General features: G+C 71.7%; 17 protein-coding genes and 1 tRNA gene. 12 read left to right on the plus strand and 6 right to left on the minus strand.

What is annotated here, in order from left to right; translation table 11 throughout:
- Nucleotides 1–189 precede the first annotated feature (189 nt).
- Nucleotides 190–1,077 (plus strand): Cof-type HAD-IIB family hydrolase, encoded by an 888-nt coding sequence (locus I8D64_RS10625; RefSeq protein WP_343068539.1) that lies wholly within the window; start codon nucleotides 190–192, stop codon nucleotides 1,075–1,077.
- Nucleotides 1,078–1,113: 36 nt separating this feature from the next.
- Here I8D64_RS10625 and I8D64_RS10630 read toward each other — a convergent pair whose 3' ends face one another.
- The 3 genes from I8D64_RS10630 to I8D64_RS10640 all read right to left on the minus strand — a co-directional run bounded on the left by I8D64_RS10630 (nucleotide 1,114) and on the right by I8D64_RS10640 (nucleotide 7,153).
- On the minus strand, nucleotides 1,114–2,655 hold the full coding sequence (locus I8D64_RS10630) for a sugar porter family MFS transporter (RefSeq protein WP_200502567.1): 1,542 nt from the start codon (nucleotides 2,653–2,655) through the stop codon (nucleotides 1,114–1,116).
- Nucleotides 2,656–2,821: 166 nt separating this feature from the next.
- Nucleotides 2,822–5,527, minus strand: a complete 2,706-nt coding sequence (locus tag I8D64_RS17625) for an excinuclease ABC subunit UvrA (RefSeq protein WP_343068540.1) — start codon at nucleotides 5,525–5,527, stop codon at nucleotides 2,822–2,824.
- Between the two features lie 81 nt (nucleotides 5,528–5,608).
- Nucleotides 5,609–7,153 (minus strand): sodium:solute symporter family transporter, encoded by a 1,545-nt coding sequence (locus I8D64_RS10640; RefSeq protein ID WP_200502568.1) that lies wholly within the window; start codon nucleotides 7,151–7,153, stop codon nucleotides 5,609–5,611.
- Nucleotides 7,154–7,428: 275 nt separating this feature from the next.
- Here I8D64_RS10640 and I8D64_RS10645 point away from each other — a divergent pair, with 275 nt between their 5' ends.
- Nucleotides 7,429–8,151, plus strand: a complete 723-nt coding sequence (locus tag I8D64_RS10645) for a M50 family metallopeptidase (protein ID WP_343068541.1) — start codon at nucleotides 7,429–7,431, stop codon at nucleotides 8,149–8,151.
- 93 nt (nucleotides 8,152–8,244) lie between these two features.
- Nucleotides 8,245–9,750: a lipase maturation factor family protein gene (locus I8D64_RS10650; protein WP_200502570.1), complete on the plus strand. Its 1,506-nt coding sequence runs from the start codon at nucleotides 8,245–8,247 to the stop codon at nucleotides 9,748–9,750.
- On the opposite strand, the gene I8D64_RS10655 is transcribed toward I8D64_RS10650, so the two are convergent.
- Nucleotides 9,731–11,056 (minus strand): sodium:proton exchanger, encoded by a 1,326-nt coding sequence (locus I8D64_RS10655; RefSeq protein ID WP_200502571.1) that lies wholly within the window; start codon nucleotides 11,054–11,056, stop codon nucleotides 9,731–9,733. The two genes, I8D64_RS10650 and I8D64_RS10655, sit on opposite strands and share 20 nt — an antisense overlap.
- Nucleotides 11,057–11,141: 85 nt before the next feature.
- On the opposite strand from I8D64_RS10655, the gene I8D64_RS10660 reads away from it, so the two are divergent.
- The gene (locus I8D64_RS10660) at nucleotides 11,142–11,468 is read left to right on the plus strand and encodes an ArsR/SmtB family transcription factor (RefSeq protein ID WP_200502572.1); all 327 of its coding nucleotides are present in this window, start codon (nucleotides 11,142–11,144) and stop codon (nucleotides 11,466–11,468) included.
- A gap of 79 nt (nucleotides 11,469–11,547) precedes the next feature.
- On the opposite strand, the gene I8D64_RS10665 is transcribed toward I8D64_RS10660, so the two are convergent.
- Nucleotides 11,548–12,315, minus strand: a complete 768-nt coding sequence (locus tag I8D64_RS10665; RefSeq protein WP_200502574.1) for an alpha-ketoglutarate-dependent dioxygenase AlkB family protein — start codon at nucleotides 12,313–12,315, stop codon at nucleotides 11,548–11,550.
- A gap of 224 nt (nucleotides 12,316–12,539) precedes the next feature.
- Between I8D64_RS10665 and I8D64_RS10670 the strand changes: the two genes are divergently transcribed.
- The 8 genes from I8D64_RS10670 to I8D64_RS10705 all read left to right on the plus strand — a co-directional run bounded on the left by I8D64_RS10670 (nucleotide 12,540) and on the right by I8D64_RS10705 (nucleotide 21,607).
- The gene (locus tag I8D64_RS10670; RefSeq protein WP_200502575.1) at nucleotides 12,540–13,031 is read left to right on the plus strand and encodes a peroxiredoxin; all 492 of its coding nucleotides are present in this window, start codon (nucleotides 12,540–12,542) and stop codon (nucleotides 13,029–13,031) included.
- 162 nt (nucleotides 13,032–13,193) lie between these two features.
- Nucleotides 13,194–13,282, plus strand: a tRNA-Ser gene (locus I8D64_RS10675).
- A 217-nt stretch (nucleotides 13,283–13,499) separates the two neighbouring features.
- The gene (gene ppc, locus I8D64_RS10680; RefSeq protein WP_407650882.1) at nucleotides 13,500–16,328 is read left to right on the plus strand and encodes a phosphoenolpyruvate carboxylase; all 2,829 of its coding nucleotides are present in this window, start codon (nucleotides 13,500–13,502) and stop codon (nucleotides 16,326–16,328) included.
- Nucleotides 16,329–16,484: 156 nt separating this feature from the next.
- Nucleotides 16,485–17,270 (plus strand): helix-turn-helix transcriptional regulator, encoded by a 786-nt coding sequence (locus I8D64_RS10685; protein ID WP_200502577.1) that lies wholly within the window; start codon nucleotides 16,485–16,487, stop codon nucleotides 17,268–17,270.
- Between the two features lie 315 nt (nucleotides 17,271–17,585).
- Complete coding sequence (locus I8D64_RS10690; protein ID WP_200502578.1) at nucleotides 17,586–18,647, plus strand: iron-siderophore ABC transporter substrate-binding protein; 1,062 nt, start codon at nucleotides 17,586–17,588, stop codon at nucleotides 18,645–18,647.
- Nucleotides 18,644–19,684, plus strand: coding sequence for an iron chelate uptake ABC transporter family permease subunit (locus tag I8D64_RS10695; RefSeq protein ID WP_200502579.1), 1,041 nt, complete (start codon nucleotides 18,644–18,646; stop codon nucleotides 19,682–19,684). The genes I8D64_RS10690 and I8D64_RS10695 overlap by 4 nt, the downstream gene beginning before the upstream one ends.
- Nucleotides 19,681–20,739: an iron chelate uptake ABC transporter family permease subunit gene (locus I8D64_RS10700; RefSeq protein ID WP_200502581.1), complete on the plus strand. Its 1,059-nt coding sequence runs from the start codon at nucleotides 19,681–19,683 to the stop codon at nucleotides 20,737–20,739. The genes I8D64_RS10695 and I8D64_RS10700 overlap by 4 nt, the downstream gene beginning before the upstream one ends.
- Nucleotides 20,740–20,797: 58 nt before the next feature.
- Nucleotides 20,798–21,607, plus strand: coding sequence for an ABC transporter ATP-binding protein (locus I8D64_RS10705; protein ID WP_200502583.1), 810 nt, complete (start codon nucleotides 20,798–20,800; stop codon nucleotides 21,605–21,607).
- A gap of 57 nt (nucleotides 21,608–21,664) precedes the next feature.
- Here I8D64_RS10705 and I8D64_RS10710 read toward each other — a convergent pair whose 3' ends face one another.
- Complete coding sequence (locus tag I8D64_RS10710) at nucleotides 21,665–23,908, minus strand: HAD-IB family hydrolase (RefSeq protein ID WP_200502585.1); 2,244 nt, start codon at nucleotides 23,906–23,908, stop codon at nucleotides 21,665–21,667.
- Nucleotides 23,909–23,932: the final 24 nt, after the last annotated feature.

The following is a 23,932-nucleotide window of genomic DNA, read 5'->3' on the forward strand; positions in this document are numbered from 1 at the left end:
CGGCCCCGGCCCGACGCCGGTCCGGGTTCGACGTCGACCCCGGCCCGACGTCTGCCCTCGATGTGAGCGCGGCAATGCGCGCCGGGTGTCCGAGCCGATGTCGGGGGACACTGACAGGGTCCTGTTCCTCCGACGGGCAGGCGTCTGCCCGTCGGTCCGTCCCGCCGTCGGCCGATCGGAGCTGCCACCGTGACCGAGTCCCTCACCAGCGCCTCTGCAAGCGCTCCATCCGCCGAGCCCTGGTCCGAGATCCCGGCCGGCCCGCACGACGTCCGCCTCGTCGTCGCCGACATGGACGGCACGCTGCTGACGCCCGAGGGCGAGGTGCCCGGCGACTTCTGGGCGCTGCAGGAGCGCATGCGCGCCCAGGGGATCGAGTTCGTGCCCGCGAGCGGGCGCCAGCTCGCGACCCTGCGCGCGACCTTCGGGGCGGAGAACGGCAGTGCGCCGGGCATCGAGACCTACGTGGCCGAGAACGGGACGCTCGTCGTCCACGACGGAGAGGTCGTCGCGACCACGACCGTCGACGCGCCGACGGCCGCGCGGGTGATCGCCCGGGTGCGGGACCTCGTCTCGGGCGGCCTGGACCTCGGCCTCGTGGTCTGCGGCGTCGAGACCGCGTACGTCGAGCGGGACGACGAGGCCTTCCTCGCCGAGGCCCGGAAGTACTACCACCGGCTCGAGATCGTCCCCGACCTCGATGCCGTGCAGGGGGAGGTCCTCAAGCTCGCGGTCCACGACTTCGCGGACGCCGAGGCGACCTCCGCCGAGTTCGCTGACCTGGCCGAGACCCATCAGGTGGTCGTCTCGGGCGCGCACTGGATCGATGTCATGCACCCCGAGGCGGACAAGGGCCGGGGGATCCTCGCGCTCCAGGCGGCTCTCGGGATCACGCCTGCGCAGACCGCCGTGTTCGGCGACTACCTCAACGATCTTGCGATGTACGACGTGGCCGAGTGGTCGTTCGCGATGGCCAACGCCCACCCGCGGATCACTGCCGCCGCGAGGTATGCCGCGCCCAGCAACGCCGAGCACGGCGTGGTGCGCGTGCTCGAGCGTCTGCTGGGAACGGCGTAAGCCAGGCCGGGCCAGCCCGGGCGGGCCCGCCGTGCCTCAGCGCAGCGCGGCCGGGGCCACCGACGGCTGCGAGGGATCCTCGCGGTTGACGGGGCCCTCGAACAGGAGGATCGACTCGTCGGCCCCCTTGCCGTTGGTCTCCGGCAGGAAGCGGTGCACGAACAGCACGCCCAGCAGGCACAGCACCGCGAAGATGATCATCACCCAGCTGAGGCCCAGGCCGTCGCGCAGCGGCGGGAATGCCAGGACCAGGGCGAAGTTCGCGAGCCAGTTGACGGCGGCCGCGATCGCGGCGGCGCGCCCGCGCACGGCGGTCGGGAAGATCTCGCCCTGCAGCAGCCAGCCGGTGCCGCCCACGCCGATCGCGAAGCTCGAGATGAACAGCGCGAAGGTGATCATGAGGACCACGAGCTGCGCGGTGCCCGTGAGGGTCGCGTTGCCGATCGCGCCGATGACGAGGAAAACGATCATGAATCCGAAGCCGCCGATGGAGAGCTTGCGCCGGCCCCGCTTGTCGATCCAGCGGAACGCGAAGTAGGTCGCCAGCACGTTGACGATCGCGAGCACGCCCGCGGCCATCACGCCGGCGATCTCGGCGTCCACGGGGTTCCCGGCGTCGGTGCCGAAGTACGGGCCCAGCAGCTCGGGGCCGTAGTAGAACGCGACGTTGATGCCGGTGATCTGCTGGAAGACGAAGAACACGCAGACCACGACCAGGGCGCGCCGCACGGCGGGCGTCCACAGGGTCGTCTTCGCCAGGCGGCGCACGCGCTCCTGGACGGCGAGGGCCTCCGCGTGGACCTGCTCGGCGGTGGCCTCGATGTCGAGCTTGCGCATCGCGGTCAGCACGTCGGACTCGCGTCCGCGCTCGAGCAGCCAGCGCGGGGACTCGGGCATCCGCGCGCGCAGCAGCAGCGAGAGGATCGCGGGGATGAAGCCGACGCCCAGCATGATCCGCCAGTCCACGGTGACCGCGGAGTCGGGGAACGCCTTGAGCAGCAGCACAGCGATGACATACGCGCCCAGGATGCCGATCGTGATCATCCACTGCTGGATGACGGCGAGGGAGCCGCGGCGCTTCTTGGGCGCGAACTCGGCGATGTAGGCGGTCGCGATCGCGGAGTCCGCGCCGATCGCGAGGCCGATGATGATGCGGCCGATGATCAGGGTGGTGGCCTCGGGGGCGAGCGCCGAGATGATCGAGCCCAGCGCGAACAGCGCCGAGTCTACGAGCAGCAGGGACTTGCGGCCGAAGCGGTCCGTCAGCGGACCGGCGAGAAGCGCGCCCACGAAGGAGCCGAGCGAGGCGCCGGCGACGGTGATGCCGGTGCCCCAGGAGCCCAGGTCGAAGGGCAGGAACACCAGCGCCGAGCCGATGTTCGAGGAGTCGAAGCCGAAGAGGAAGCCGCCGATCGTCGCGAGCACCGCGAGGTACAGGTACAGACCTTTGACGTCCCGCGCGTCGAGCGCGGCGAGCACTCCGCCTCCCGGCGGAGCGGCATCGGGGGTCGAGGCATGGTCGGGGCGTCCGGTGGGATCCGGGACGGGGCCGCTGGCATTCTCCGGTGAATTCGACACGGCCGGGACTGTACTCCTCGACCGGAGGGACTGCGTCACGTGAGGGTCCGACGCGGGGTCCGACGGGGGCGAGATGTCCGGAATCCTGCGATACATGGGGGTCCGCCAGGGTCCGCGAGGGTCCGCGCGCTCGCGCGGCGTGACGCAGCAGTCACCCGGGCCCAGATCAGCTCCCGGTGTCGGCGCTGCGGTCCAGGTGCGAGCGCAGGAAGCGCCCGGTCGCGCTGTCCGGCTCCTCGGCCAGATCCTGCGGGGCGCCGGTCGCGACGATCCTGCCGCCCGCGGCCCCGCCGCCGGGCCCCATGTCGATCACGTGATCGGCGTTGGCGATCATGTCGAGGTCGTGCTCGATCACCACCACGGTCGCGCCGTTGCCCACCAGGCGGTCGAGCACGTGCAGCAGTGTGCGCACGTCCAGGGGATGCAGGCCGACGCTGGGCTCGTCGAAGACGAAGAGCGCGTCGGCCTGACCACGGTCGATGTGCCCTGAGAGCTTGAGGCGCTGCGCCTCGCCGCCGGAGAGCGCCGGGGTGTCCTCGCCCAGGGTCAGGTACCTCAGTCCCAGGTCGATGAGGGCCTGCAGGCGCCTCCTCACCGCAGGGATGTCGCCCACCTCCTCGATCGCCTCCTGGACCGTGAGTCCCATCAGGCGGGGGAGCGTGACGCCGCCGCGCGGGTAGGCGTCGGCCGCGGGGGAGTACCGGGTGCCCTCGCACTCGGGGCAGTCGATGTCGACGTCGGGCAGGAACTGCACGTCCAGGACCACGCGCCCGGTGCCCTCGCAGCGCGGGCAGCGCAGGGACCCCGTGTTGTACGAGAAGTCGCCCGCCCCGAGTCCTGCCTCCTTCGCCTCGGAGGTCCGTGCGAAGGCGCGGCGCAGGTCGTCCAGGACCCCGCTGTACGTGGCGACGGTCGAGCGGATGTTCACGCCGATCGGGGTCGCGTCGATCTGGTGGACGCGGCGGATCCCGGCGGCATCCAGCGTGCGCACGTGTCCGGGGAGGACCGGCCGGGGTGAGTCGTGGGGGGGGGGCGCGGGGGGGGGCCGGGGGGGGGGGGGGGGCCGGGGGGGGGGCCCCCCCCGCGCCCCCCCGGGGGCGGGGGGGGGGGGGGGGGGGGGGGGGGGGGGGGGGGGGGGGCCCCCCCGGGGCCCCCCCCCCCACGGGGCGGGGCCCTCCTCGGGCGGCCCTCCGTCGGCCCCGCGGGCCGTCGCCGCGCGCAGCGCCGGGACCAGGGACTCGAGCACCATCGTGGTCTTGCCCGAGCCCGAGACCCCGGTGACCGCGGTGAGGCGGCCGAGAGGGACGCGCACCGTCAGCGGATGCACCGTGTGCAGGGCGCTCGTGGTCATGGTGATGGTTCCGCGGGCGAAGGCCTCCGCGGGGGACGCCGGCTCGCGGACCACCACGTCGGCGCTGCCATCGAGGAAGCCGGCGAGGCGGGAGTCCCCGGAGTCGATCACCTCCTGGATGCTGCCGCTGGCGGTGACCTCGCCGCCCTCGCGCCCCGAGCCCGGGCCGATCTCGATCAGGTGGTCCGCCTCGCGCAGCACCTGCACGTCGTGGTCGACGAGGAGTACGGAGTTGCCGTCCGCCAGGAGGTCCCCGATCAGCGCGAGGAGGCCGTCGATGTTCGAGGGGTGCAGGCCGATGCTCGGCTCGTCGAGCACATAGAGCACGCCCGTGGTGCGGTTGCGCACCGCCCGGGCGAGCTGGACCCGTTGGCGCTCGCCGGTCGAGAGCGAGGAGCCCGCGCGGTCCAGGGAGAGATAGCCGAGGCCCAGCTGCACGAGCCGGTCGGCCATGCCCGTGAGCTGGGAGACGAGCTCGCGGGCCATCGGGTGCATGTCGGAGGGAAGCGGGCCGATCACGGTCGGGACCCAGGCGAGCAGGCCGTCGAGGGTCAGGGCGGTGGCGTCGGCGAGGCCGAGCTCGCCGATGCGCGGAGCGCGCGCGGCGGGGGAGAGGCGCGTCCCCTCGCAGTCGGGGCACACGGTCTCCACGAGGAAGCGGCTCACGCGGGCCAGGCGCTTCTCGGTGTCGGCGCGGCGCAGCTCCTCGGTGACGGTGAGGCGGGCGTTGCGGAACGTGAAGTCGAGGTCGTGCACGCCCTTCTTCGAGGTCACCGTGATGTGCTTCTTCTCCTCGGGGCCGTCCAGCACGATCTCGCGCTCGGCGTCGGTGAGGTCCCGGAAGGGCACGTCCGTGCGCACCCCGAACTCGCGCGCGATGTCGGGCTGGACGTTGAAGCCGAACATCTGCCAGGGGGCCACGGCTCCCTCGTCGAGGGTCTTGGTGGGGTCGGGCACGAGCGCCGCGTCGTCGACCTCGCGCACCGTGCCGATGCCCTCGCAGCGCGGGCAGGCGCCCTCGGAGTTGAAGGCGAGGGACTCCGCGCCCGGGGCGTGCACCGCGGCCCCGCAGACGGGGCAGGAGATCGGGACCTCGGCGGCGACGTCGATCGTCGGCGCGACCCGGTGGCCGTTCGGGCACAGGTGCGAGGCCAGGCGCGAGAACATCAGCCGCAGCACGTTCAGCAGCTCGGTCGAGGTCCCGAAGGTCGAGCGCACCCCGGGCACCGCCGGCCGCTGGCGCAGGGCGAGCGCCGCGGGCACGTGGGTCACCGAGTCGACCGCGGCGCGCGGGGCCTGGGACATGCGCCGACGGGTGTACGTCGAGAGCGCTTCGACGTACCTGCGCGACCCCTCCGCGTAGAGCACGCCGAGGGCGAGCGAGGACTTGCCCGAGCCCGAGACCCCGGCGATCGCGACCAGGGAGTCCAGAGGCACGTCGACATCGACGTCCCGGAGGTTGTGCACGCGCGCGCCGCGCACCTCGATGGCCGTGGGGCGGGGGATCCGGTGAGGGCTCACCGCCCCACGCTATCGGCCGCACCGGTCGCGCCGGCAGCAGTGGACGCGTTCACGCTCCCGCCCTCACGCTCACGCGCCCGCTCACGCGCCTGCGTTCTCCGCTCGACGCACGTAGGCGGACTTCGTGCCGTGGATGGTGAGCGGCCGGATGTCGTGCCCGTCGCCGCCGCCGGGACGGATCGCGCTCCAGGCGAGAGAGACCAGGTAGCCCACGACCACGGTGCCCACGAAGGCGAAGCACGCGACCATGAACGGGGTCGAGCCCGAGTCCTGGACGATCCAGGCCGCGATCGAGCCGACGACGAGCCCCGCGATCACTCCCACGGCGTTCGCGCGCCGGGTGAAGATGCCCAGGGCGAAGACCGCGGCGATCGGGGTGCCGAACAGCCCCAGGATCGAGAGGAACAGGTTCCAGGTCTCCGCCTGATCGGTGCTCGCGAGGTAGAGCGCCGCGCCCGTGCCGATGATCCCGGCGACGACGATGATCGCGCGGGCGAGGCCGACGGAAGAGCTCTTCGCACCGCGGCGCACCAGGAAGCAGTCCCACACGTCGACCGTGAGGCAGGCCGAGATCGAGTTGAGCGAGGACGACAGCGTCGACTGGGCGGCGGCGAAGATCGCCGCGAGCACCACACCCGAGACGCCGGCGGGCAGCACGTGCACCACGAAGTAGGGGACGATCGCGGAGGTGTTCACCGAGTCCGGCAGCGGGCTCGTGTGCTTGAAGTAGCTGTACAGCAGGGTGCCCATGCCGTAGAACAGCGGGATTGTGATGAGGGACAGCACGCCGTTGGTCAGCAGCGAACGGGCCGTCTCCCGGCTGCTCGCGGTGGTCTGATAGCGCTGGACCACGTCCTGGCTGCCCGTGTACTGGTAGAGGTTCGTGAACACCGAGCCGATGAAGATGATCGGGATCGAGGCGCCGAGCATCCCGCCCAGGTCCCAGTCCTTGCCGGAGATCAGCTTGTCGTCGGCGATCGCGTCGCTCGCAACGGTCCCGAGGCCCCCGTCGATCGAGAGCAGGCCGCTGCCGATGATCACGACCGCGCCCAGCAGCAGGATGATGCCCTGGATGACGTCGGCCCAGATCACGCCCTCGATGCCGCCCAGGAACGTGTTGATGATCGAGAGCAGGCCGACGATGGCCGCCACCAGCACGGGGTTGATCTCGGTGACCGAGGAGATCGCGAGCGTGGGCAGGTAGATGACGACCGCGATCCGGCCGATGTGGAAGAGCACGAACATCAGCGAGCCGATCAGTCGCATCGCCGGGCTGAAGCGCTCCTCGAGGTAGTCGTAGGCCGTGACCACGTTGAGCTTGCGGAAGAACGGCACGTAGAACGCGATGAGGACGGGCACGATCGCGAAGATCGCGAGGCTGCCGGCGGCGTACGACCAGTCGCTGAGGTACGCCTGCTCGGGCGTGGACATGTACGTGATCGCCGAGAGCGTGGTCGCGTAGATGCTGAAGCCCGCGGCCCACGCGGGGATCCGCCCTTGGGCGCGGAAGTAGGAGTCGGTGCTCTTCGACGCGCGGCGCGTGAAGTACACGCCCACGCCCAGCATCGCGAGCAGATAGATGACGATGACCGCCCAGTTCAGGGCGCCCAGTCCGGTGGTCTCCACGGAATCCCTCCAGGGTCTCGGGCCCCGTGCCGGACGGGGCGATCGACGCTGATCGTGCGCGACGGGAGCACCCTTGTCATCAGACGTCTGATGTCCTGCCGCGCTGGCGACGATAGCGTGCCCACGGCATGTGCGCGAGAGCTGTCCTGCGGGCGTGACCCGTCTCTCGTCGGCCCGCCGGCCCGTCGCCGGTCTCCCTCCGGCCCGTCTCTCGTCGGCCCGCGCGCCCTACGCGCCACGGCCCGGTCCCAGCTGCGCCTGGGATGCTGGCGGGCGTGGACATCGGCACCTCTCTCACCGACGCCCTCTCCGGGGCGTGGCAGCGCAGCCTGCCCGCGACCCCGCCCGACCAGGGCTGGTGGTCGCTCGCCGCGATCGCTGTGGCCCTCGCCGCCGTCGTGGTCCCGATCGTCTGGCGATTCGCCCGCCTCGCGGTCACGGTCGTGCACGAGCTCGGGCACGCGGGCGTCGGCATCCTCGTGGGCAGGCGCTTCACCGGCTTCGTGGTCAGCGGGGACATGTCCGGCCACGCGGTGACGGTGGGGCGGCCGACGGGACCTGGCCGGGTGCTCTCCGCCTGGGCCGGATACCCGATGCCCGCGCTGGTGGGGGCGCTGCTCATCCAGATCGCCTTCGGCGGCTGGGCCCGCACCGCGCTCGCCGTCGCGCTCGTGCTGCTGATGCTCTCCCTGGTCTTCTCCCGTTCCCTGCACACTGTCGCGACCGTGCTGGTGAGCGCTCTCATCGTGGGCGCCGTGTGGTGGTGGGGCGGGGCGCTCGGCCCGGGCGCCCTGGTGCTCGCGCTCGGCGTGCTGCTCCTGCTCGGCGCCTGGCGGCACCTCGGGACCGTGATGACCGGCGGCCGCCGCCAGGACGATCCCCAGCAGCTCGCCCAGCTCACCGGAGTGCCCGCATGGGCATGGAACGCCGGCTACGCGCTGGTCCTCGCCCTGTGCTCGTGGTGGGCCGGGGCCGTGCTGCTGCGCGCGCTGGGCTGAGGCGTCGGCCCGTCGGCCCATCGGCTTGCGGCCCGTCGGCCCGCCCTCGACGCCCGCTCCTGACGGGCGGATGATGGCACCGAGGTGACCGAGATGGAACTGCACGCCTGGCTCTCGCTGCTCGACGCCCGCGAGTACACGATCGCCCGCGAGGTGATCATGCGCGGCGTCGCCCTCGTGTTCGTGATCGCCTTCGCCTCGACATGGAGGCAGTTCCCGGCGCTGCTGGGGGAGCGCGGACTGCTGCCCGCTCCGCGGTTCCTCGCCCGGCTCGAGGAGCGCGGCATACGCGGCGGCCCCACGCTCTTCCGCTTCTCGCGCACCCCCTACAGCGACCGGCTGCTGCGGGTCATGTGCGCGATCGGGATGCTGCTGGGTACGGCGTGCGTGCTCGGCCTCCCGCAGCTCGGGCCCGCGTGGACCACGATCCCCGTCTTCCTCGTGATGTGGGGGCTCTACCTGTCCATCCACTCCGTGGGCCAGATCTTCTACGGCTTCGGCTGGGAGTCGATGCTGCTGGAGTGCGGCGCGGTCGTCGGCTTCCTCGGGTCCGACGCGGTCGCGCCGCCCCTGCTGATCCTGCTGTTCCTGCGCTGGATGCTGCTGCGCCTGGAGTTCGGTGCCGGGATGATCAAGATGCGGGGCGATCCCGCCTGGCGCGACCTCACCGCGATGGAGCACCACCACCTCACCCAGCCCATGCCGGGCCCGCTGAGCAGGCGGGCGCACCTCATGCCGCGCTGGTGGCACCGGCTCGAGACCCTCGGCAGCCACGTGGTGCAGCTGGGCGCGATCTGGCTGATCCTGCTCCCTCAGCCCCTCGCCTCGATCGGCGCGAGCCTGGTGATCCTCACCCAGCTCTTCCTCATGCTCACCGGCAACTTCGCCTGGCTGAACCTGCTCACGATCCTCGTCGCCTTCAGTGCGATCAGCGACCCGTTCCTGCGCTGGATCACGGGCGGGCCCTGGCCCGGATGGGGCCTGCCGCACGGTCCCGGGGAAGGGCGCGGAGCGGCCGACGGCGGCGTCCTCGCCTCCTCGCCCCTGTGGTGGCACGTGCTGGTGATCGCGGTCGTCGCGGGACTCGTCGCCCTCAGCGGGAAGCCGCTGAGGAACCTCTTCTCCTCGCACCAGCTCATGAACGCGAGCTTCAACAGGTGGCACCTCGTGAACGCCTACGGCGCCTTCGGATCGATGACGAAGCAGCGCCACGAGGTCGAGATCGAAGGGACTCTCGCCGAGGACCCGGGCGCGGCGAGCGAGGAGGAGTGGCACCCCTATCTCTTCCACGGCAAGCCTGGGCCCCTCGCGCGGCGTCCACGACAGTTCGCGCCCTACCACCTGCGACTGGACTGGCTGATGTGGTTCCTCGCCCTGCGGCCGAACGCCGACCCCTGGTTCGCCGCGCTGTTGACGAAGCTGCTCGAGGGCGATCCGCAGATCCGACGTCTGCTGCGGGCGGATCCCTTCGACGGGAGGGCGCCGACGGGCCTGCGGGTGCGGCTGTTCGACTACCGCTACGCGAGCCGCGCGGAGCACCGTGCGAGCGGCGACCAGTGGGTCCGCGCGGACCTCGGGATCATCGCCCGGCTGGGTTGAGGCGGTCGGCTCGGGGGTGCGTCCCCCCGTCGGGCGCGGTCCTGTCGGGCCTGGTCCCGTCGGGCGCGGTCCCCTCAGACGGGCCTCCGTCGGACGGACCCCCGTCGGGCCCCTCGGGCTCCCGGCGGAACGGGGCGGTGAGGGCGGGCAGGATCCCGCGACGATGCAGGACGAACAGCGCGAGCGCGATCACGAGATAGGCCGCGGAGAGGATGAGGCGGCCGTGGGTCCCGGGCACCGCGAACTGCACGGCGAACAGGGCGAGCAGCGCGATCGCGCCCCAGCGGGGGAAGCGCAGGCCCAGCAGCAGGGCGACGCCCATCATGGTCTGCGCGGCGGTCAGCAGGATCTCCTCCACCTGGCGCGGGTCCAGGGCCAGGGTGCCGCTGCCGCCGCCCAGCGCGTAGGCGATGGGCAGGCTGCCCACGAGCATCGTCCACTGGTTGACCTTGGCGGAGATCAGCATGCCCAGCGCGGCCGCGGCCTTCCCGCGGGTCGCGAAGATGATGGCGACGATGAACTCGGGAGCCTCGGAGGCGAGCGGCGCGAGCCACTGCACGAGCAGGAACTGGTCGATCCCGAGGGTGCTGCCGGAGGCGACGAGGGCCTCGGCGAACGGCTCCGCGCAGGCGAGGATGATCAGCGCGGAGACCACGAAGAGGGCGATCACCACGGGGCGTCGGGTGCGCTGGGGCAGCGCGCCGATGCGCGCCGCGGTGCCCACCAGGTCGGGCTCCTCCTCGGCCCCGCCGCGCGCGATCCGCACCAGGTAGAACACGAACCAGGCCAGCAGGATTACACCGAGGATCCAGCTGATGGTCGCGGTCAGCGGCATCACGAAGGCGAGCAGGGAGGCGATGAGCAGGAAGCCCAGCTCGAGGCGGTGCGCGGGATCCAGGACGACCTCGCGCACGGTGCGTCCCGAGCGGCGCGAGGCGATCGCGACGCTGACCAGCACCACCACGGGCCAGCCGAGCCCCAGCAGCAGACGGTTGGAACCGGTCATGTTCGCGGCGGCGAACTGCACGTAGTCCGGCTCGGAGCCCGCGCGGAAGGCGAAATAGAGGTCGACGGCGTACTCGGGGAGCACGGCGATGATCGCGAGGATCGCGACGGCGAGACCGCCGCTGATGTCGACCTCTGCGGCCTCGGCCGCCCACGCGAGCACGAACGCCGCGGCGACCACGGCTGCGCCGAAGACGAGCAGTCCCACGAGCGAGGGGGCCTCGATCCCGCCCAGGCGGAGCACGAGCGCGGGCACGGCGACGAGGAAGCACAGCAGCGCGGGGCGGATCGATCTCAGCACGTCGGACACACTGTCAGACGTTTAGGCAGGTATGCAAGTGTCGAAGCGTGCATGGTGAGACGCAAGACGGTGACACAATGAATTAATGGGCATTGAACCGACGAGGCAACAACTGGAGACCGTGGCGCGCACCTTCGCGCTGCTCAGCTCTCCCACGCGTCTGCACCTCGTCGCCCTCGCCGTCGCCGGCGAGCTGGACGTCAGCGCCCTCGCCCACGAGGCGGGCATCACCGTCGCCACCGCCAGCCAGCACCTCAGCAAGATGCGCCTGGCCGGCCTGGTCTCCGCGCGGCGCGACGGCCGCCGCCTCTTCTACACGGTCGACGACCCCCACGTGGTGATGGTCGTGCAGCAGATGTTCGAGCACATCGCCCCCGACGGCACCCTGGCGCCGGATCCGGTCGACGAGTAGACGGGTCGGGTCGGGTCGTCGGTCGTCGGTCGGTCAGGCCAGGGCGGCGCGGCAGGGGGCAGCGGGGCCGACGGGGTCGTCAGCCCTCGAGCCCGGTCTCCCGCAGCGTGATGTTCAGCCGTCCCTCCGTGATCCCGCAGCCCTCTGGCGCCGTGCCCGGCTGGATCCTGGTGACGCCGTGGAAGGCGAGACGGGCGGGGCCGCCGAAGACGAACAGGTCCCCGGACTCGAGCGTGATGTCCTCGTGCGGCTTCGTGCGCGCCTGGGTGTTGCCGAAGCGGAACGTGCACGCGTCGCCGATCGAGAGCGAGACCACGGGGGCGAGCGAGCGCTCGTCCTTGTCCTGGTGCATGCCCATCTTCGCCGCGGCGGAGTAGTGGTTCACCAAGGCCGTGTCGGGGGAGTAGAGGCGGCTGGGAGCGGAGGAGGAGTCGCTGCTGCCTCTGCCGCCGGGGGCGCCGGAGGTGTCGGGCCGTGCGGACATGTCGGCGAGCTCGGGATCGTGCTCCGCGGCCGCCGCGATCGCCGAACGGCCCAGGCGGGTCATCCAGTCCGGGAACGGCAGCACACGGTTGCCGTTCACGTCGACCGCCTCCCGCGAATAGGCGTAGGGGCGCCAGTGCCAGCCCAGGCACACCGTCCGCACGCTCATCTCGTGCCCACGCACCTTCGGGGAGCGCGGCGGCACGGGCCCGTCGGCCCATTCCTCGAAGCGCGCGGAGATCCAGGCCTGCTGGTCCAGGCGCAGGAATCCCGGAACCCAGACCGCCCCCGGTCCGAGCGCCCGCGCGGGGCGGGGGAGCAGATCATCGCCGAAGAGGGAGCCGTCCTCGTGCTGCGCATCCATGGAGCCGATCCTCGCAGACCGGGCCGACGGAACCGATGGGGCCGCCGTGCACTCGCGGACCCGCCGACGGCGCACCGATGAACCGGCCGCGCCTCCCTGTCTCTCGAGCCCTTCGCGCGTCGGCCCGTGTCCGTACAGTGGCGGGAGCACAGCGACCCGCCGACCCCGGCCGCCCGCGAGGGCTGCGCCGCTCATCGGCCCGACCACCCAGGAGAGACGCACCCATGCCGACGACCCCCGCCGCAGGCGGCCCCGTGAAGCTCGCCGTGGGCGACATGGCCCCCGACTTCGAACTGCCCACCGCCGACGGCGGCCGCGTGAGCCTCACCGACCTCCGCGGCGCCCCGGCGCTGATCTGGTTCTACCCGGCGGCGAACACGTCCCTGTGCACGAAGGAGGCCTGCGACCTGCGCGATCACCACGACATGTTCACCGCGCAGGGGTACCGGGTGGTCGGCATCTCCCCGGACGCCATCGAGGACCTGAAGACCTTCGCGGCGAAGCAGGACCTGCCGTACACGCTCGCGAGCGACGAGTCGAAGGACGTGCTGCGCTCCTATGGCGCCTTCGGTGAGAAGAACATGTACGGCAAGATCGTCGAGGGCGTCATCCGCTCCACGTTCGCCGTGGATGCCGAGGGGCGCCTGACCTACGTGAAGTACCGCGTGGGCACGCCCAAGCAGATCGCCGACCTGCAGGCGAAGCTCGGGCTCTGAGGTCGGCCGCCTGTTGACGTGACATGCGCCCGATCCGCCGTCGGCCCTTTTGCTGGCCCGTACGCCCTCCGCTACGATGAACGGCGTTGCGTGCACGCAGCGCTGATCCGGATCCGCTCCTGATCAACGCCGCAGGTCGCGCACCGCGCACCCGATGCGCGAGGAGACGTGGCAGAGCGGCCGAATGCGCTCCCCTGCTAAGGGAGTAGGCGGCAAAAACCGCCTCGGAGGTTCAAATCCTCTCGTCTCCGCCCGTGAGAGAGGGCCACCCCGCAGGAGCTGGAGCTTCCTGGGGGTGGCCCTCTCGTCGTCCCGGGGCATGTGCCGGACGCTCCTGCTCACCCCCGCCGGATGAGACGCCTGCTCGCCTGTCGGGACGCGCCTGTACTCTTACCCAGACCGTTCAGAGCCGACACGGCCGTCGGCTGCTGTCGTCGGCCGTGCGCCGAGGCAGGAGCAGGAGGCCTAGTGTCCGACACAGGTGGCATCCACATCCCCACGCTGACCAGCGAGTTCCCCGTGGTCAGCGATGATCCGCACATCGACGCGCCACTGCGCGCGACCGTCCGCAGGCTGTCCACGCTGCTGGGTCGCACGCTCGCCGACCAGCATGGCCAGGGCCTGCTGGACCTCGTCGAGGACGTGCGCCGACAGACCAAGGAGGCCAAGCGCTCCGGCGACGCCGCGGAGGCGCAGGCCATCCAGAAGCGCCTGGCCGAGCTGCCGCACGCGCAGGCGACCGAGCTGACCCGCGCCTTCACCGAGTACTTCCTGCTCGCGAACGCCGCCGAGCAGCTCTACCGCGTCCGCGCGATCGACGAGAACCCGACCAGCGAGTCCTGGATCCCGCGCACCGTCGCGGAGATCCACGAGACCCTGGGCTCCGAGGCGCTGCAGCAGGCCGTCGACTCGCTCGACATCGAGCTCGTCTTCACCGCGCACCCCACCGAGGCCTCGCGCCGTGCGGTGCTCACCAAGCTGCGCAACGTCTCCGACCTGCTGGCCGAGGAGACGGAAGAGGGCACGCCCGAGCGCCGCCGCCAGGACCGTCACCTCGCCGAGCTCATCGAGATGCTCTGGCAGACCGACGAGCTGCGCAGCACCCAGCCCACTCCGCAGGACGAGTCCCGCAACGCGCTGTACTACCTGCGCGGCATCTACCGCCACACCATGCCGGGTCTCATCGACGACCTGCGCGAGGAGCTGCGCGCCCACGGCGCCGACCTGCCCGAACGCGCCGTCCCGCTGCGCTTCGGCACCTGGATGGGCGGCGACCGCGACGGCAACCCGTACGTCACGGCCGACGTCACCCGCGAGGTGCTCGGTCTGCAGGCCGAGGCCGCGATCGACGTGTCGGTGCAGATCGTCTCCGACCTCATCGGCGATCTCTCCGAGTCCTCGACCCTGGTCGGCGAGGACGACGCCCTGCAGGCCTCGATCGATGCCGACGTCGAAGCCGGCGGCTCCGTCGACGAGGAGCAGCAGCGGATGTACGCCGCCGAGCCCTTCCGTCTCAAGCTCGGCGCCATCCGCACGAAGCTCGAGCACACCCGCGAGCGCATGCGTGAGGGCTCGGCCCATGTGCACGGTCGCGACTACCTCTCGGCCGACGAGCTCCTGGACGACGTCCAGGTGGTGCGCGACGCCCTGGCCCGCCACAAGGGCCGCCGCGCGGCCGACGGGGCGATCGCCGTCGCCCTGAACCTGCTGGCCGGCATCCGCCTCACCCTCGCCACGCTCGACGTGCGCGAGCACTCCGAGAAGCACCACGACGTGCTCGCCGCGATGTTCGACCGCCTCGGCGAGCTCGACCGCCCCTACGGCGAGCTCAGCCGCGCCGAGCGCGGCGAGGTGCTGGGCTCCGAGCTCACGAGCCGTCGGCCGATGTACGGGGCCTCCCTCGCCGAGGAGGACTCGATCCTCGACGACTCGACCGCCGGCACCTACCGGGTGTTCACCGAGATCCGCAACGCCCACAAGCGCTACGGGACCGACGTCATCCAGACCTACATCGTCTCGATGACCCACGGGGCCGACGACATCTTCGGCGTCGCTCTGCTGGCCCGCGAGGCGGGCATCGTCGACCTCTCGAGCGCCGACGACAAGCGCGCGGACCTCGACTTCGCACCGCTGCTGGAGACCGTCGAGGAGCTCCGCCACGCCGGCGAGATCCTCGAGGAGCTCCTGAGCAACCCCGCGTACCGCGAGCTCGTGCGGCTGCGCGGCGACCAGCAGGAGATCATGCTGGGCTACTCGGACTCCAACAAGGAGTCCGGCGTGGTCACCTCGCAGTGGGAGATCCACCAGGCCCAGCGCACCCTGCGCGACGTCGCAGCCCGCCACGGCGTCACCCTGCGGCTGTTCCACGGCCGCGGAGGATCCGTCGGGCGCGGCGGCGGTCCGACGTACGACGCGATCCTCGCCCAGCCCTACGGCGTGCTCGACGGAACGATCAAGTTCACCGAGCAGGGCGAGGTCATCTCCGACAAGTACACGCTGCCGGTGCTCGCGCGGGAGAACCTCGACCTCACGATCGCGGCGGTCCTGCAGGCCACGGCGCTGCACACCGAGCCGCGCACCACGCCCGAGCAGCTCGAGCGCTTCGGCTCGGTGATGGAGAAGGTCTCCGACGCCGCTTTCGCGCGCTACCGCACCCTCGCCGACGATCCGGACCTGCCCGAGTACTTCGTGACCTCCACCCCCGTGGAGCAGCTGGGCGACCTGAAGATCGGCTCGCGGCCCTCGAAGCGCACCACCTCGGAGAAGGGCCTCGACGGCCTGCGCGCGATCCCGTGGGTGTTCGGCTGGACGCAATCGCGCCAGATCGTCCCCGGCTGGTTCGGCGTCGGCTCGGGCCTCAAGGCGGCCCGCGAGGCCGGCTACGAGGACGACCTGCACGAGATGCTGGGCAACTGGCACTTCTTCCGCACCGTCATCAGCAACATCGAGATGACGCTCGCGAAGACCGACATGGACATCGCCGCCCACTACGTGCACTCCCTCGTGCCGGAGAACCTGTGGCCGCTCTTCGAGCGGATCCGCGAGGAGTACGAGCTGTCCGTCGCCGAGGTCGAGCGCCTCACCGGCGTGCTCGACCTCCTGGACGGCCAGCCGATCCTCAAGCGGACCCTCGCCGTGCGGGACCGCTACCTCGACCCGATCAACTACATGCAGGTCGCGATGCTGCAGCGCTTCCGTGCGGTCGCCGAGAGCGGCGAGGAGCCCTCCGAGGAGCTCCAGCGCGCCCTGCTCACCACGATCAACGGCATCGCCGCGGGGATGAAGAACACGGGCTGAGCCCGAGACGGGCCGGAGTTGACGGCGACGTGAGGGCGGCGGACCGCGATCGATGATCGTGATCCGCCGCCCTCGCGCCGTCCGGTGCGCGAGCACGTGCGGCGCGGCCGCGGTCCGAGGTGCAGGGGCGTGAAGGCCGGCGATATCCTCCGTCCCATGACCGGGGCCCGCGAGGATCGTGATGTGCGCACTCTGCCGCGCCTCACCGCGGGTGCGGTCGACATCCCGCGCGAGATCCTCCACGCGGGCGAGGACCTGGGCCGGGACACCTCGTGGGAGCAGCACTCGCACCCCACCCACGAGCTCCTGTGGAACGCGCGCGGCGCATCGACCGCGACCATCGGCACGCGGACGTGGACCATCACGCCGCACCTGGGCCTGTGGATCCCGGCGGGCGTGCCGCACACGGGGTGGGCGCCGCGCGGCACCTGGCACCGCGCCGCCCAGTTCAGCCTGCGCACCCGGGCCCTGGCCGATCGGGCCGTGAGCATCGCGGTGACCCCGCTGCTGCTGCTCGTGCTCGACAGACTCGGCGAGGAGGACCTCGCGGAGTCGTCGCGGCTGATCACCGAGTCGATGGTCCTGGACCTCCTGCGTCCCGCGGAGCAGGACCTGATGGTGCAGATGCCCGAGCACCCTCAGCTGCGCCCGATCGTCGAGGCTCTCCGACGCGACCCCGCCGACGGGACGACCCTCGAGCAGTGGGCGTGCCGGCTCGGCGTCAGCAGCCGCACCCTGACCCGCGCCTTTCTCGCGCACACAGGGCATGCCTTCCGGCCGTGGGCCACGCGCGTGCGGGCCCAGCACGCGGTGGCACTCCTCGCCGACGGCGCGCGCCTGGACGATGTGAGCGAGCGGGTCGGCTATCGCTCCCCGAGCGCGTTCATCGCGGCCTTCCGCCGCCTGACGGGGACCACGCCCTCCCGCTTCCACGAACCCTGAGCCGCGGCCGCGGCCGCGGAAGCAGTCGCATCCGAAGCAGCGGTCGCGGTGCGGGAAGCAGCGCGTGACCAGGGCCATCTTCGTGTCCGTGACGCGACATCGATGTCCCGATGGCGCGATTGCGGACGGGGTAGTCGAACCTCTACGCTGACCAAGGCGAACCTCACTCCGCCTTCGTGACCGGGGATGGTGCGCCTCGTGCCCACCCCGCCGTGCGTGCCGCGCGCCGCACTCCGCCGTTCCGCTCGCCGTGCGTCGCACGCGCGCCCCGGAGCGCGCCCCCGGTGGCGTCTCGTCACCCCTCGAAAGGAAACCATGTCCCATTCCCCGCGCCGTTCGATCATCGGCCGTCGTGCTCTCCTCGGCTCCGGTCTCGCGCTGCCCGCGCTCGCCCTGGCCGCCTGCTCCGGAACTGACGCCGCCTCGGAAGCGGCGGGGGGAGGATCCGAGGCCTCGGACGCCGGCGGCGATTTCCCGCTGAGCGTCGAGCATGCCCTCGGCACCGCGGAGATCCCGACCAAGCCCAGCAGCATCGCGTGCGTGAACTGGGGCAATCACGAGGTGCCGCTCGCCCTCGGCGTGGTGCCTGTCGGCATGGCCGCGGCGAACTTCGGCGACGACGACGGCGACGGCGTGCTGCCCTGGGTGAGCGACAGGCTCGAGGAGCTGGGCGCCGAGACGCCGGTCCTGTTCGACGAGACCGACGGCATCGATTTCGAGGCGGTCGCGAACACCGAGCCCGACCTGATCCTGGCGACCTACTCGGGGCTCACCCAGGAGGACTACGACACGCTCAGCGAGATCGCACCGACCATCGCCTACCCGGAGGTCGCATGGGGCACTCCGTGGCGCGAGATGATCGAGTACAGCGCCAAGGGCATGGGCATGCAGACCGAGGGCGAGAAGCTCATCGCCGACCTCGAGAAGGAGATCTCCGACGCGGTGGAGAAGCACTCCGGCGTCACGGGGAAGTCGGCCATGTTCCTCACGCATGTGGACACCTCGGACCTCAGCGTCGTGAACTTCTACACCGCCCATGACACGCGGCCGATGTTCTTCGAGGACCTGGGGATGTCCACGCCGAAGTCCATCGCCGGGGTCTCGGCGAAGACCGACGAGTTCTCGGGCAGCGTGAGCGCGGAGAAGGCGGACGTGTTCGACGACGTCGACATCATCGTCACCTACGGCGACGAGAAGCTCGTGAAGACCCTGCAGGGCGATCCGGTGCTCTCGCAGATCCCCGCCGTGAAGAACGACGCGATCGTGGCCCTGCCCTCGGACGATCCGTTCGGCACCGCCGCGAACCCGACCCCGCTGTCGATCTCGTACGTGCTCGACCGGTACCTCGACGAGCTCGAGCAGGCCGCCGGGAAGTGACGGCGTCCTCGACGCTCGCCCCGCTCCGCCGGGGCCGGCGCACGCGCCTGCTGTGGCTGCTCGGGTGCCTGGCGCTGCTGGCCGCCCTCGCCCTGGCCTCCGTCGCCCTCGGGTCCAGGCAGGTCGGCCTCGAGGACATCCTCTCGCCCCTGAGGGGGATGCCTGAGGGGTTCGACCAGGCCGCTGTCGCCAAGCGCATGCCGCGCACCGTGCTCGCGCTCGTCGGCGGGGCGGGGCTCGGCATCTCGGGGTGCATCATGCAGGGCGTCACCCGCAATCCGCTCGCCGACCCGGGCATCCTCGGCGTGAACACCGGCGCGACCCTCGCCGTGGTGATCGCCATGGCGGTCCTCGGACTCGGCAACGGCTCGGGGGATGCCCGCACCATGGTGTGGGTCGCGATCGCCGGGGCGGGCGCCACCGCCGTCGGGGTCTACGTCATCGGCTCCCTCGGGCAGGGCGGTGCCACGCCGCTCAAGCTCGCGCTCGCGGGCGCCGCGACCTCCGCCGCCCTCGGATCGCTGGTCACCGCGGTCGTCCTGCCCCGCGGGGACATCGCCGAATCCGCTCGGTCGTGGCAGATCGGCGGGGTGGGCGGCGCGACCTGGGCGACCCTCCATCAGATCTGGCCCTTCCTGCTCGTCGGGCTCGTGCTCGCACTCGTCACCGCGCGCGGACTGGACTCCCTCGCCCTCGGGGACGAGGTCGCGGCCGGCCTGGGCGAGCACGTGCTGGCGACCCGACTGCTCGCCGCCCTGGGCGCGGTCCTCCTGTGCGGGGCCGTGACCGCCGCCTGCGGACCGATCGGGTTCGTCGGGCTGGTGGTCCCGCACGCGTGCCGCCTGCTCGTCGGTGTCGGGCATCGTCCCCTGATGGTGTTCAGCGGTGTCGTGGGTGCGTGTCTGCTGCTCGCCTCGGACGTGCTGGGGCGGCTGATCGCACGCCCCGAGGAACTCGACGTCGGCATCGTCACGGCGCTGCTGGGAGCCCCCTTCTTCATCGCCATCGTGCGGCGTCAGAAGGTGAAGGCACTGTGAGCGCACAGCCCTCCTCGGCAACTCCGCCCTCGACGCTCGAGAGGGTGCGCACCGAGCGCCGCCGTCGCCGCGTGCGCCGCACAGTGACCGTGCTCGTGCTGGTCGTGCTGATCGCCGCCGGGTTCTACGCCTCCTTGGCGATCGGTCACCGCGTCTACTCGGCGGGGGAGATCTGGCGCGTGGTCCGCGGCCAGCAGGTCCCCGGCGCCTCCTTCACCGTCGGGACGCTGCGCCTGCCGCGCGCCGTTCTCGCGGTGCTCGTGGGCTGCTGCTTCGGACTCGGCGGCGTCACATTCCAGACGATGCTCCGCAACCCGCTCGCGAGCCCGGACATCATCGGCATCAGCGCGGGCGCGTCCGCCGCGGCGGTCGTCGCCATCGTGCTGCTGGGACTCTCGGGCCCCGCGGTGTCCGTGATCGCGATCCTCGCAGGGCTCGCCGTGGCCCTCGCGATCTATCTGCTCTCGTATCGCAAGGGCGTGGCGGGCACGCGCCTGATCCTCGTCGGGATCGGCGTGGCCGCCATGCTCGACTCGGTGACCAGCTACGTGCTCTCCCGCGCGGCGCAGTGGGACCTTCAGGAGGCGATGCGCTGGCTCACGGGGAGCCTGAACGGCGCCGCCTGGGGCGATGTGCGTCCCGTCCTGGTCGCACTCCTCGTCGGTGGGCCTCTGCTCCTCGCCGCCTCCCGGGACCTGACCGTCTCCCAGCTCGGCGACGACTCCGCCGCGGCCCTCGGCGTGCGCGTCCAGCGGCTGCGGCTCGTGGTCGTGATCGCCGCGGTCGGCCTGGTCGCCTTCGCGACCGCCGCCACCGGTCCGATCGCCTTCGTGGCGTTCCTCGCCGGGCCGATCGCCGCCAGGATCGTCGGCCCCGGGGCCTCGCTCCTCGTGCCCTCCGCACTGGTCGGCGCGCTGCTGGTCGTCGTCTCCGACCTCGTGGGGCAGTGGGCGATCGGCACCCGCTTCCCCGTCGGCGTGGTCACGGGCGTGCTCGGTGCTCCCTACCTCATCTATCTCGTCGTCCGCACCCAGCGCTCGGGCGGATCCCTATGACGCCCGGTGCCGCCCCTCATCCCCGGCCCGCGCCCGTCCCGCCAGGAGGCATTCCACGATGACCACGGACCACACCCTGGCCGCGAGCGGCCTCAGCGCCGGTTACGGGGACCGCAGTGTGATCGAGGGCCTCGACCTCGAGCTGGTGCCCGCGCGGATCACGGCGATCATCGGCGCCAACGCGTGCGGGAAGTCGACGCTGCTGCGCGTGCTCTCGCGTCTGCTGGCGCCGACGTCGGGCCAGGTGCTGCTCGACGGCACCCGGATCCACCGTCTGCCGGCCAAGCAGGTCGCGCGCACCCTGGGCCTGCTGCCTCAGTCGCCGATCGCGCCCGAGGGCATCACCGTCGCGGAGCTGGTCTCCCGGGGGCGGCACCCGCATCAGGGCCTGGTGGCGCGATGGTCCGCCGCTGATGACGAGGCCGTCGCGGAGGCGCTCGACGCGACCGGGACCGCGGCCCTCGCCGAGCGTCCCGTGGACGAGCTCTCCGGCGGTCAGCGTCAGCGCGTGTGGATCGCGATGGCCCTGGCCCAGCGCACCGATCTGCTCCTGCTCGACGAGCCCACGACGTTCCTGGACGTGAACCATCAGGTCGAGGTGCTCGATCTGCTCACCGACCTCAACGCCCGCCGGGGCACCACGATCGTCATGGTCCTGCACGACCTGAACCTCGCCGCGAGGTACGCCGACCACCTGGTGCTGATGGAGCACGGGCGGATCCACGGCGCAGGCGCTCCCGGGGAGGTGTTCACCGCCGAGGCGGTGAGGACCGTGTTCGGCCTCGAGAACCGCGTGATCCGGGACCCCGTCTCCGGGAGCCCGATGATGCTGCCGATCGGCCGGCATCATGGGGTCGCCGAGGACTGAGCGCGGCACCGGACCGGCCCCCTCGGCGGCGGCCCGCTCGAGGGGCCGCACCCCGCCTCACCATTCGAGGATGGACCAGCGCTTCTTCTTGGCGACCGAGTAGAGGCCCAGGTCCGGCGAGACGGCCGAGGGCGTGCCCACGAGCTCGAGCCAGGAGGCGTCGGCGTGGGAGTCGCCGTAGCCGTAGGACTTCTTGAGGTCGGCGCCGTGCTCGTCGGCGTACTTGCGCAGCCAGTTGGCGCGGGCCTCGTCGACCACCGGGGGAGTGGCGAGGTAGCCGCTCATCACGCCGTCGGAGGTGACATCCATGCGGGTGGCGACGATGTCGTCGAACAGACCGGCGAGCGGCTCGACGAGCACGTCGAGGGCGCCGGTGACCAGCACGGTACGGTGGCCCGCGCGGCGGTGCTGCTCGATGAGCTCAAGCGCCTCGGGGCGGATCGAGGAGCGGATCGAGCGGCCCAGGCTGCCGGAGAGCAGGTGCTCGAGCTCCTCGCGGCGGTAGCCCTTGTAGCGGCGGTTGACCAGGCGGATCAGCTCGGAGCGGTCGCGCTTCTCGGCCCGCAGGTAGGAGGGCACCGAGCGCAGCAGGGAGCCGATCTCCCCGGGCCACGAGGTGGCCGGCCTGGTCGCGCGCACCACCGAGAGGTACTGCTGGATGATGTTCGCGCCCACCACTGTGCCGTCGAGGTCGAAGACGGCGAGGGCGTCGCTCGCCTCCTTCATCTCCGGCGCGGGACGGTTCTGGCGGGCGCGCACCGCGGCGCGGCCGCGCGAGTACGCCTTGGTGAGCTCCGTGACGGCGGGCAGGTGGAGGTTGCGGAAGTAGTCGACCCAGTCCACCTTCGTGATGTCGAAGTCGTGGGTCGAGAGGAACTCCGCCGGCAGCTCCTCGCGCAGCGCGCGGGTGTTCGCATCGTCGAAGACCATCTCGGTCTTCGTGTACTGGCGGTAGAGCTCGATGTACTTGCGCAGCGTGGTCAGGCCCGAGGCGTTGCGGTGCAGGGTCGTCGTCCACTCGCGGGTGCGCCGGGTCGCGGGCAGGCGGGAGACGACGGTCTGACCGGCCTTGGTGGCGATCTCCTTCATCCGGAAGCGCTGCTCGACGAGGTCGACGGACGGGAACGTCCAGTCGGGCACGACGATGTCCTTGCCGTCGTCGTCCTGCAGCGGGTGCTCGACGAAGTAGCCGCGCACGGCGTCGACCATCTCGTGGAAGGGCAGCGGGTTCGAGCCGCCCGAGGCGACCTGGAAGTAGGCGTCGTCGCCGCGGCGGGAGACGTCCTGGGTCGCGAGCGCCACGATCACGTTGACCACGAAGTCGACGGGGATGATGTCGAGGATGGAGTCCGCGAGGCCCGGGAACTCGGGCAGCAGACCGCGGCCGAAGGCCATGATCAGCGGGTCGGCGACCTTGTAGCCGTCGATCCAGCCGGGGTAGGGGCGCTGCAGCGCGGACTCGATGATCGAGGGGCGCACGAAGGAGACGCGGTGGCCGGCGTCGGCCCACATCTCCTCGGCGACGCGTTCGGCCATCGCCTTGGTGAAGGTGTAGATGTCGGTCCAGCCGACGGACTGGGCGCGGGTGCGGCCGAAGTCGACGAGGCGCTCGTCGACCCACTGCTTGCGCGCCTCCTCGGCGGCGGCGGCGACGGCCTTGGGGCCCATGCGGCCGTCGCGCAGGCGGGCGATGCGCATCTGGGTGCGCAGGTTCTCGGGCCGACGGGACTCGGCCTCCACGCGCTGGCGGGCCGCCTGGGAGGCCTCGAACTCGGCCTTCCAGTCGACGCCGTGCTCGAGGCGGCCCTCGCGGCGCAGACCCTTGGAGATGCCGCCCACGTACGCGGTGGACACGTGGATGACGTGGGGGTCCTGGCCGGAGTCCAGGAGCGCCTGGTAGAGGTTGCGCGCGCCGCCGACGTTGGTGCGGAACGCATCGTCGATCGGCGGGTCGAAGGACACCGAGGACGCGGAGTGGATGACCGTGTCGTAGCTCTTGTCGAGCGCCGGCATCGCGGTGAGGTCGCCCTCGAGCACGTCGACGCGCGAGTCGAAGGCCGCGCGCACGGTGTCCTTGCCCACGCGGTCGGCCCACGAGGAGAACACGGGCTTGCGCAGCAGGCCCTCGAGGCGCTTGCGGCCGGTCAGCGTCCCCTTCGCGCGCACGACGGCGGTCACGCGGACGTCGTCGGTGTACTCGAGGAGCGACTGCAGGACGGCCTGGCCGAGGAAGCCGGTGACACCGGTCAGCAGGATCTCGCTCGGGCCGGAGCGCTCGGGGGACGGGGTGGGGTTGGACATGCGGTGTTCCCTCAGGTGCAGGTG

It is taken from the genome of Brachybacterium halotolerans (assembly GCF_016623465.1).
GTDB lineage: Bacteria > Actinomycetota > Actinomycetes > Actinomycetales > Dermabacteraceae > Brachybacterium > Brachybacterium halotolerans.

Coding starts and splice junctions, on each gene's coding strand:
- I8D64_RS10685 (WP_200502577.1), top strand. CDS start 16,485: ATGACCGGGGCCCGCGAGGATCGTGATGTGCGCACTCTGCCGCGCCTC.
- I8D64_RS10670 (WP_200502575.1), top strand. CDS start 12,540: ATGCCGACGACCCCCGCCGCAGGCGGCCCCGTGAAGCTCGCCGTGGGC.
- I8D64_RS10665 (WP_200502574.1), bottom strand. CDS start 12,315: ATGGATGCGCAGCACGAGGACGGCTCCCTCTTCGGCGATGATCTGCTC.
- I8D64_RS10710 (WP_200502585.1), bottom strand. CDS start 23,908: ATGTCCAACCCCACCCCGTCCCCCGAGCGCTCCGGCCCGAGCGAGATC.
- I8D64_RS10690 (WP_200502578.1), top strand. CDS start 17,586: ATGTCCCATTCCCCGCGCCGTTCGATCATCGGCCGTCGTGCTCTCCTC.
- I8D64_RS10705 (WP_200502583.1), top strand. CDS start 20,798: ATGACCACGGACCACACCCTGGCCGCGAGCGGCCTCAGCGCCGGTTAC.
- I8D64_RS10660 (WP_200502572.1), top strand. CDS start 11,142: ATGGGCATTGAACCGACGAGGCAACAACTGGAGACCGTGGCGCGCACC.
- I8D64_RS10650 (WP_200502570.1), top strand. CDS start 8,245: ATGGAACTGCACGCCTGGCTCTCGCTGCTCGACGCCCGCGAGTACACG.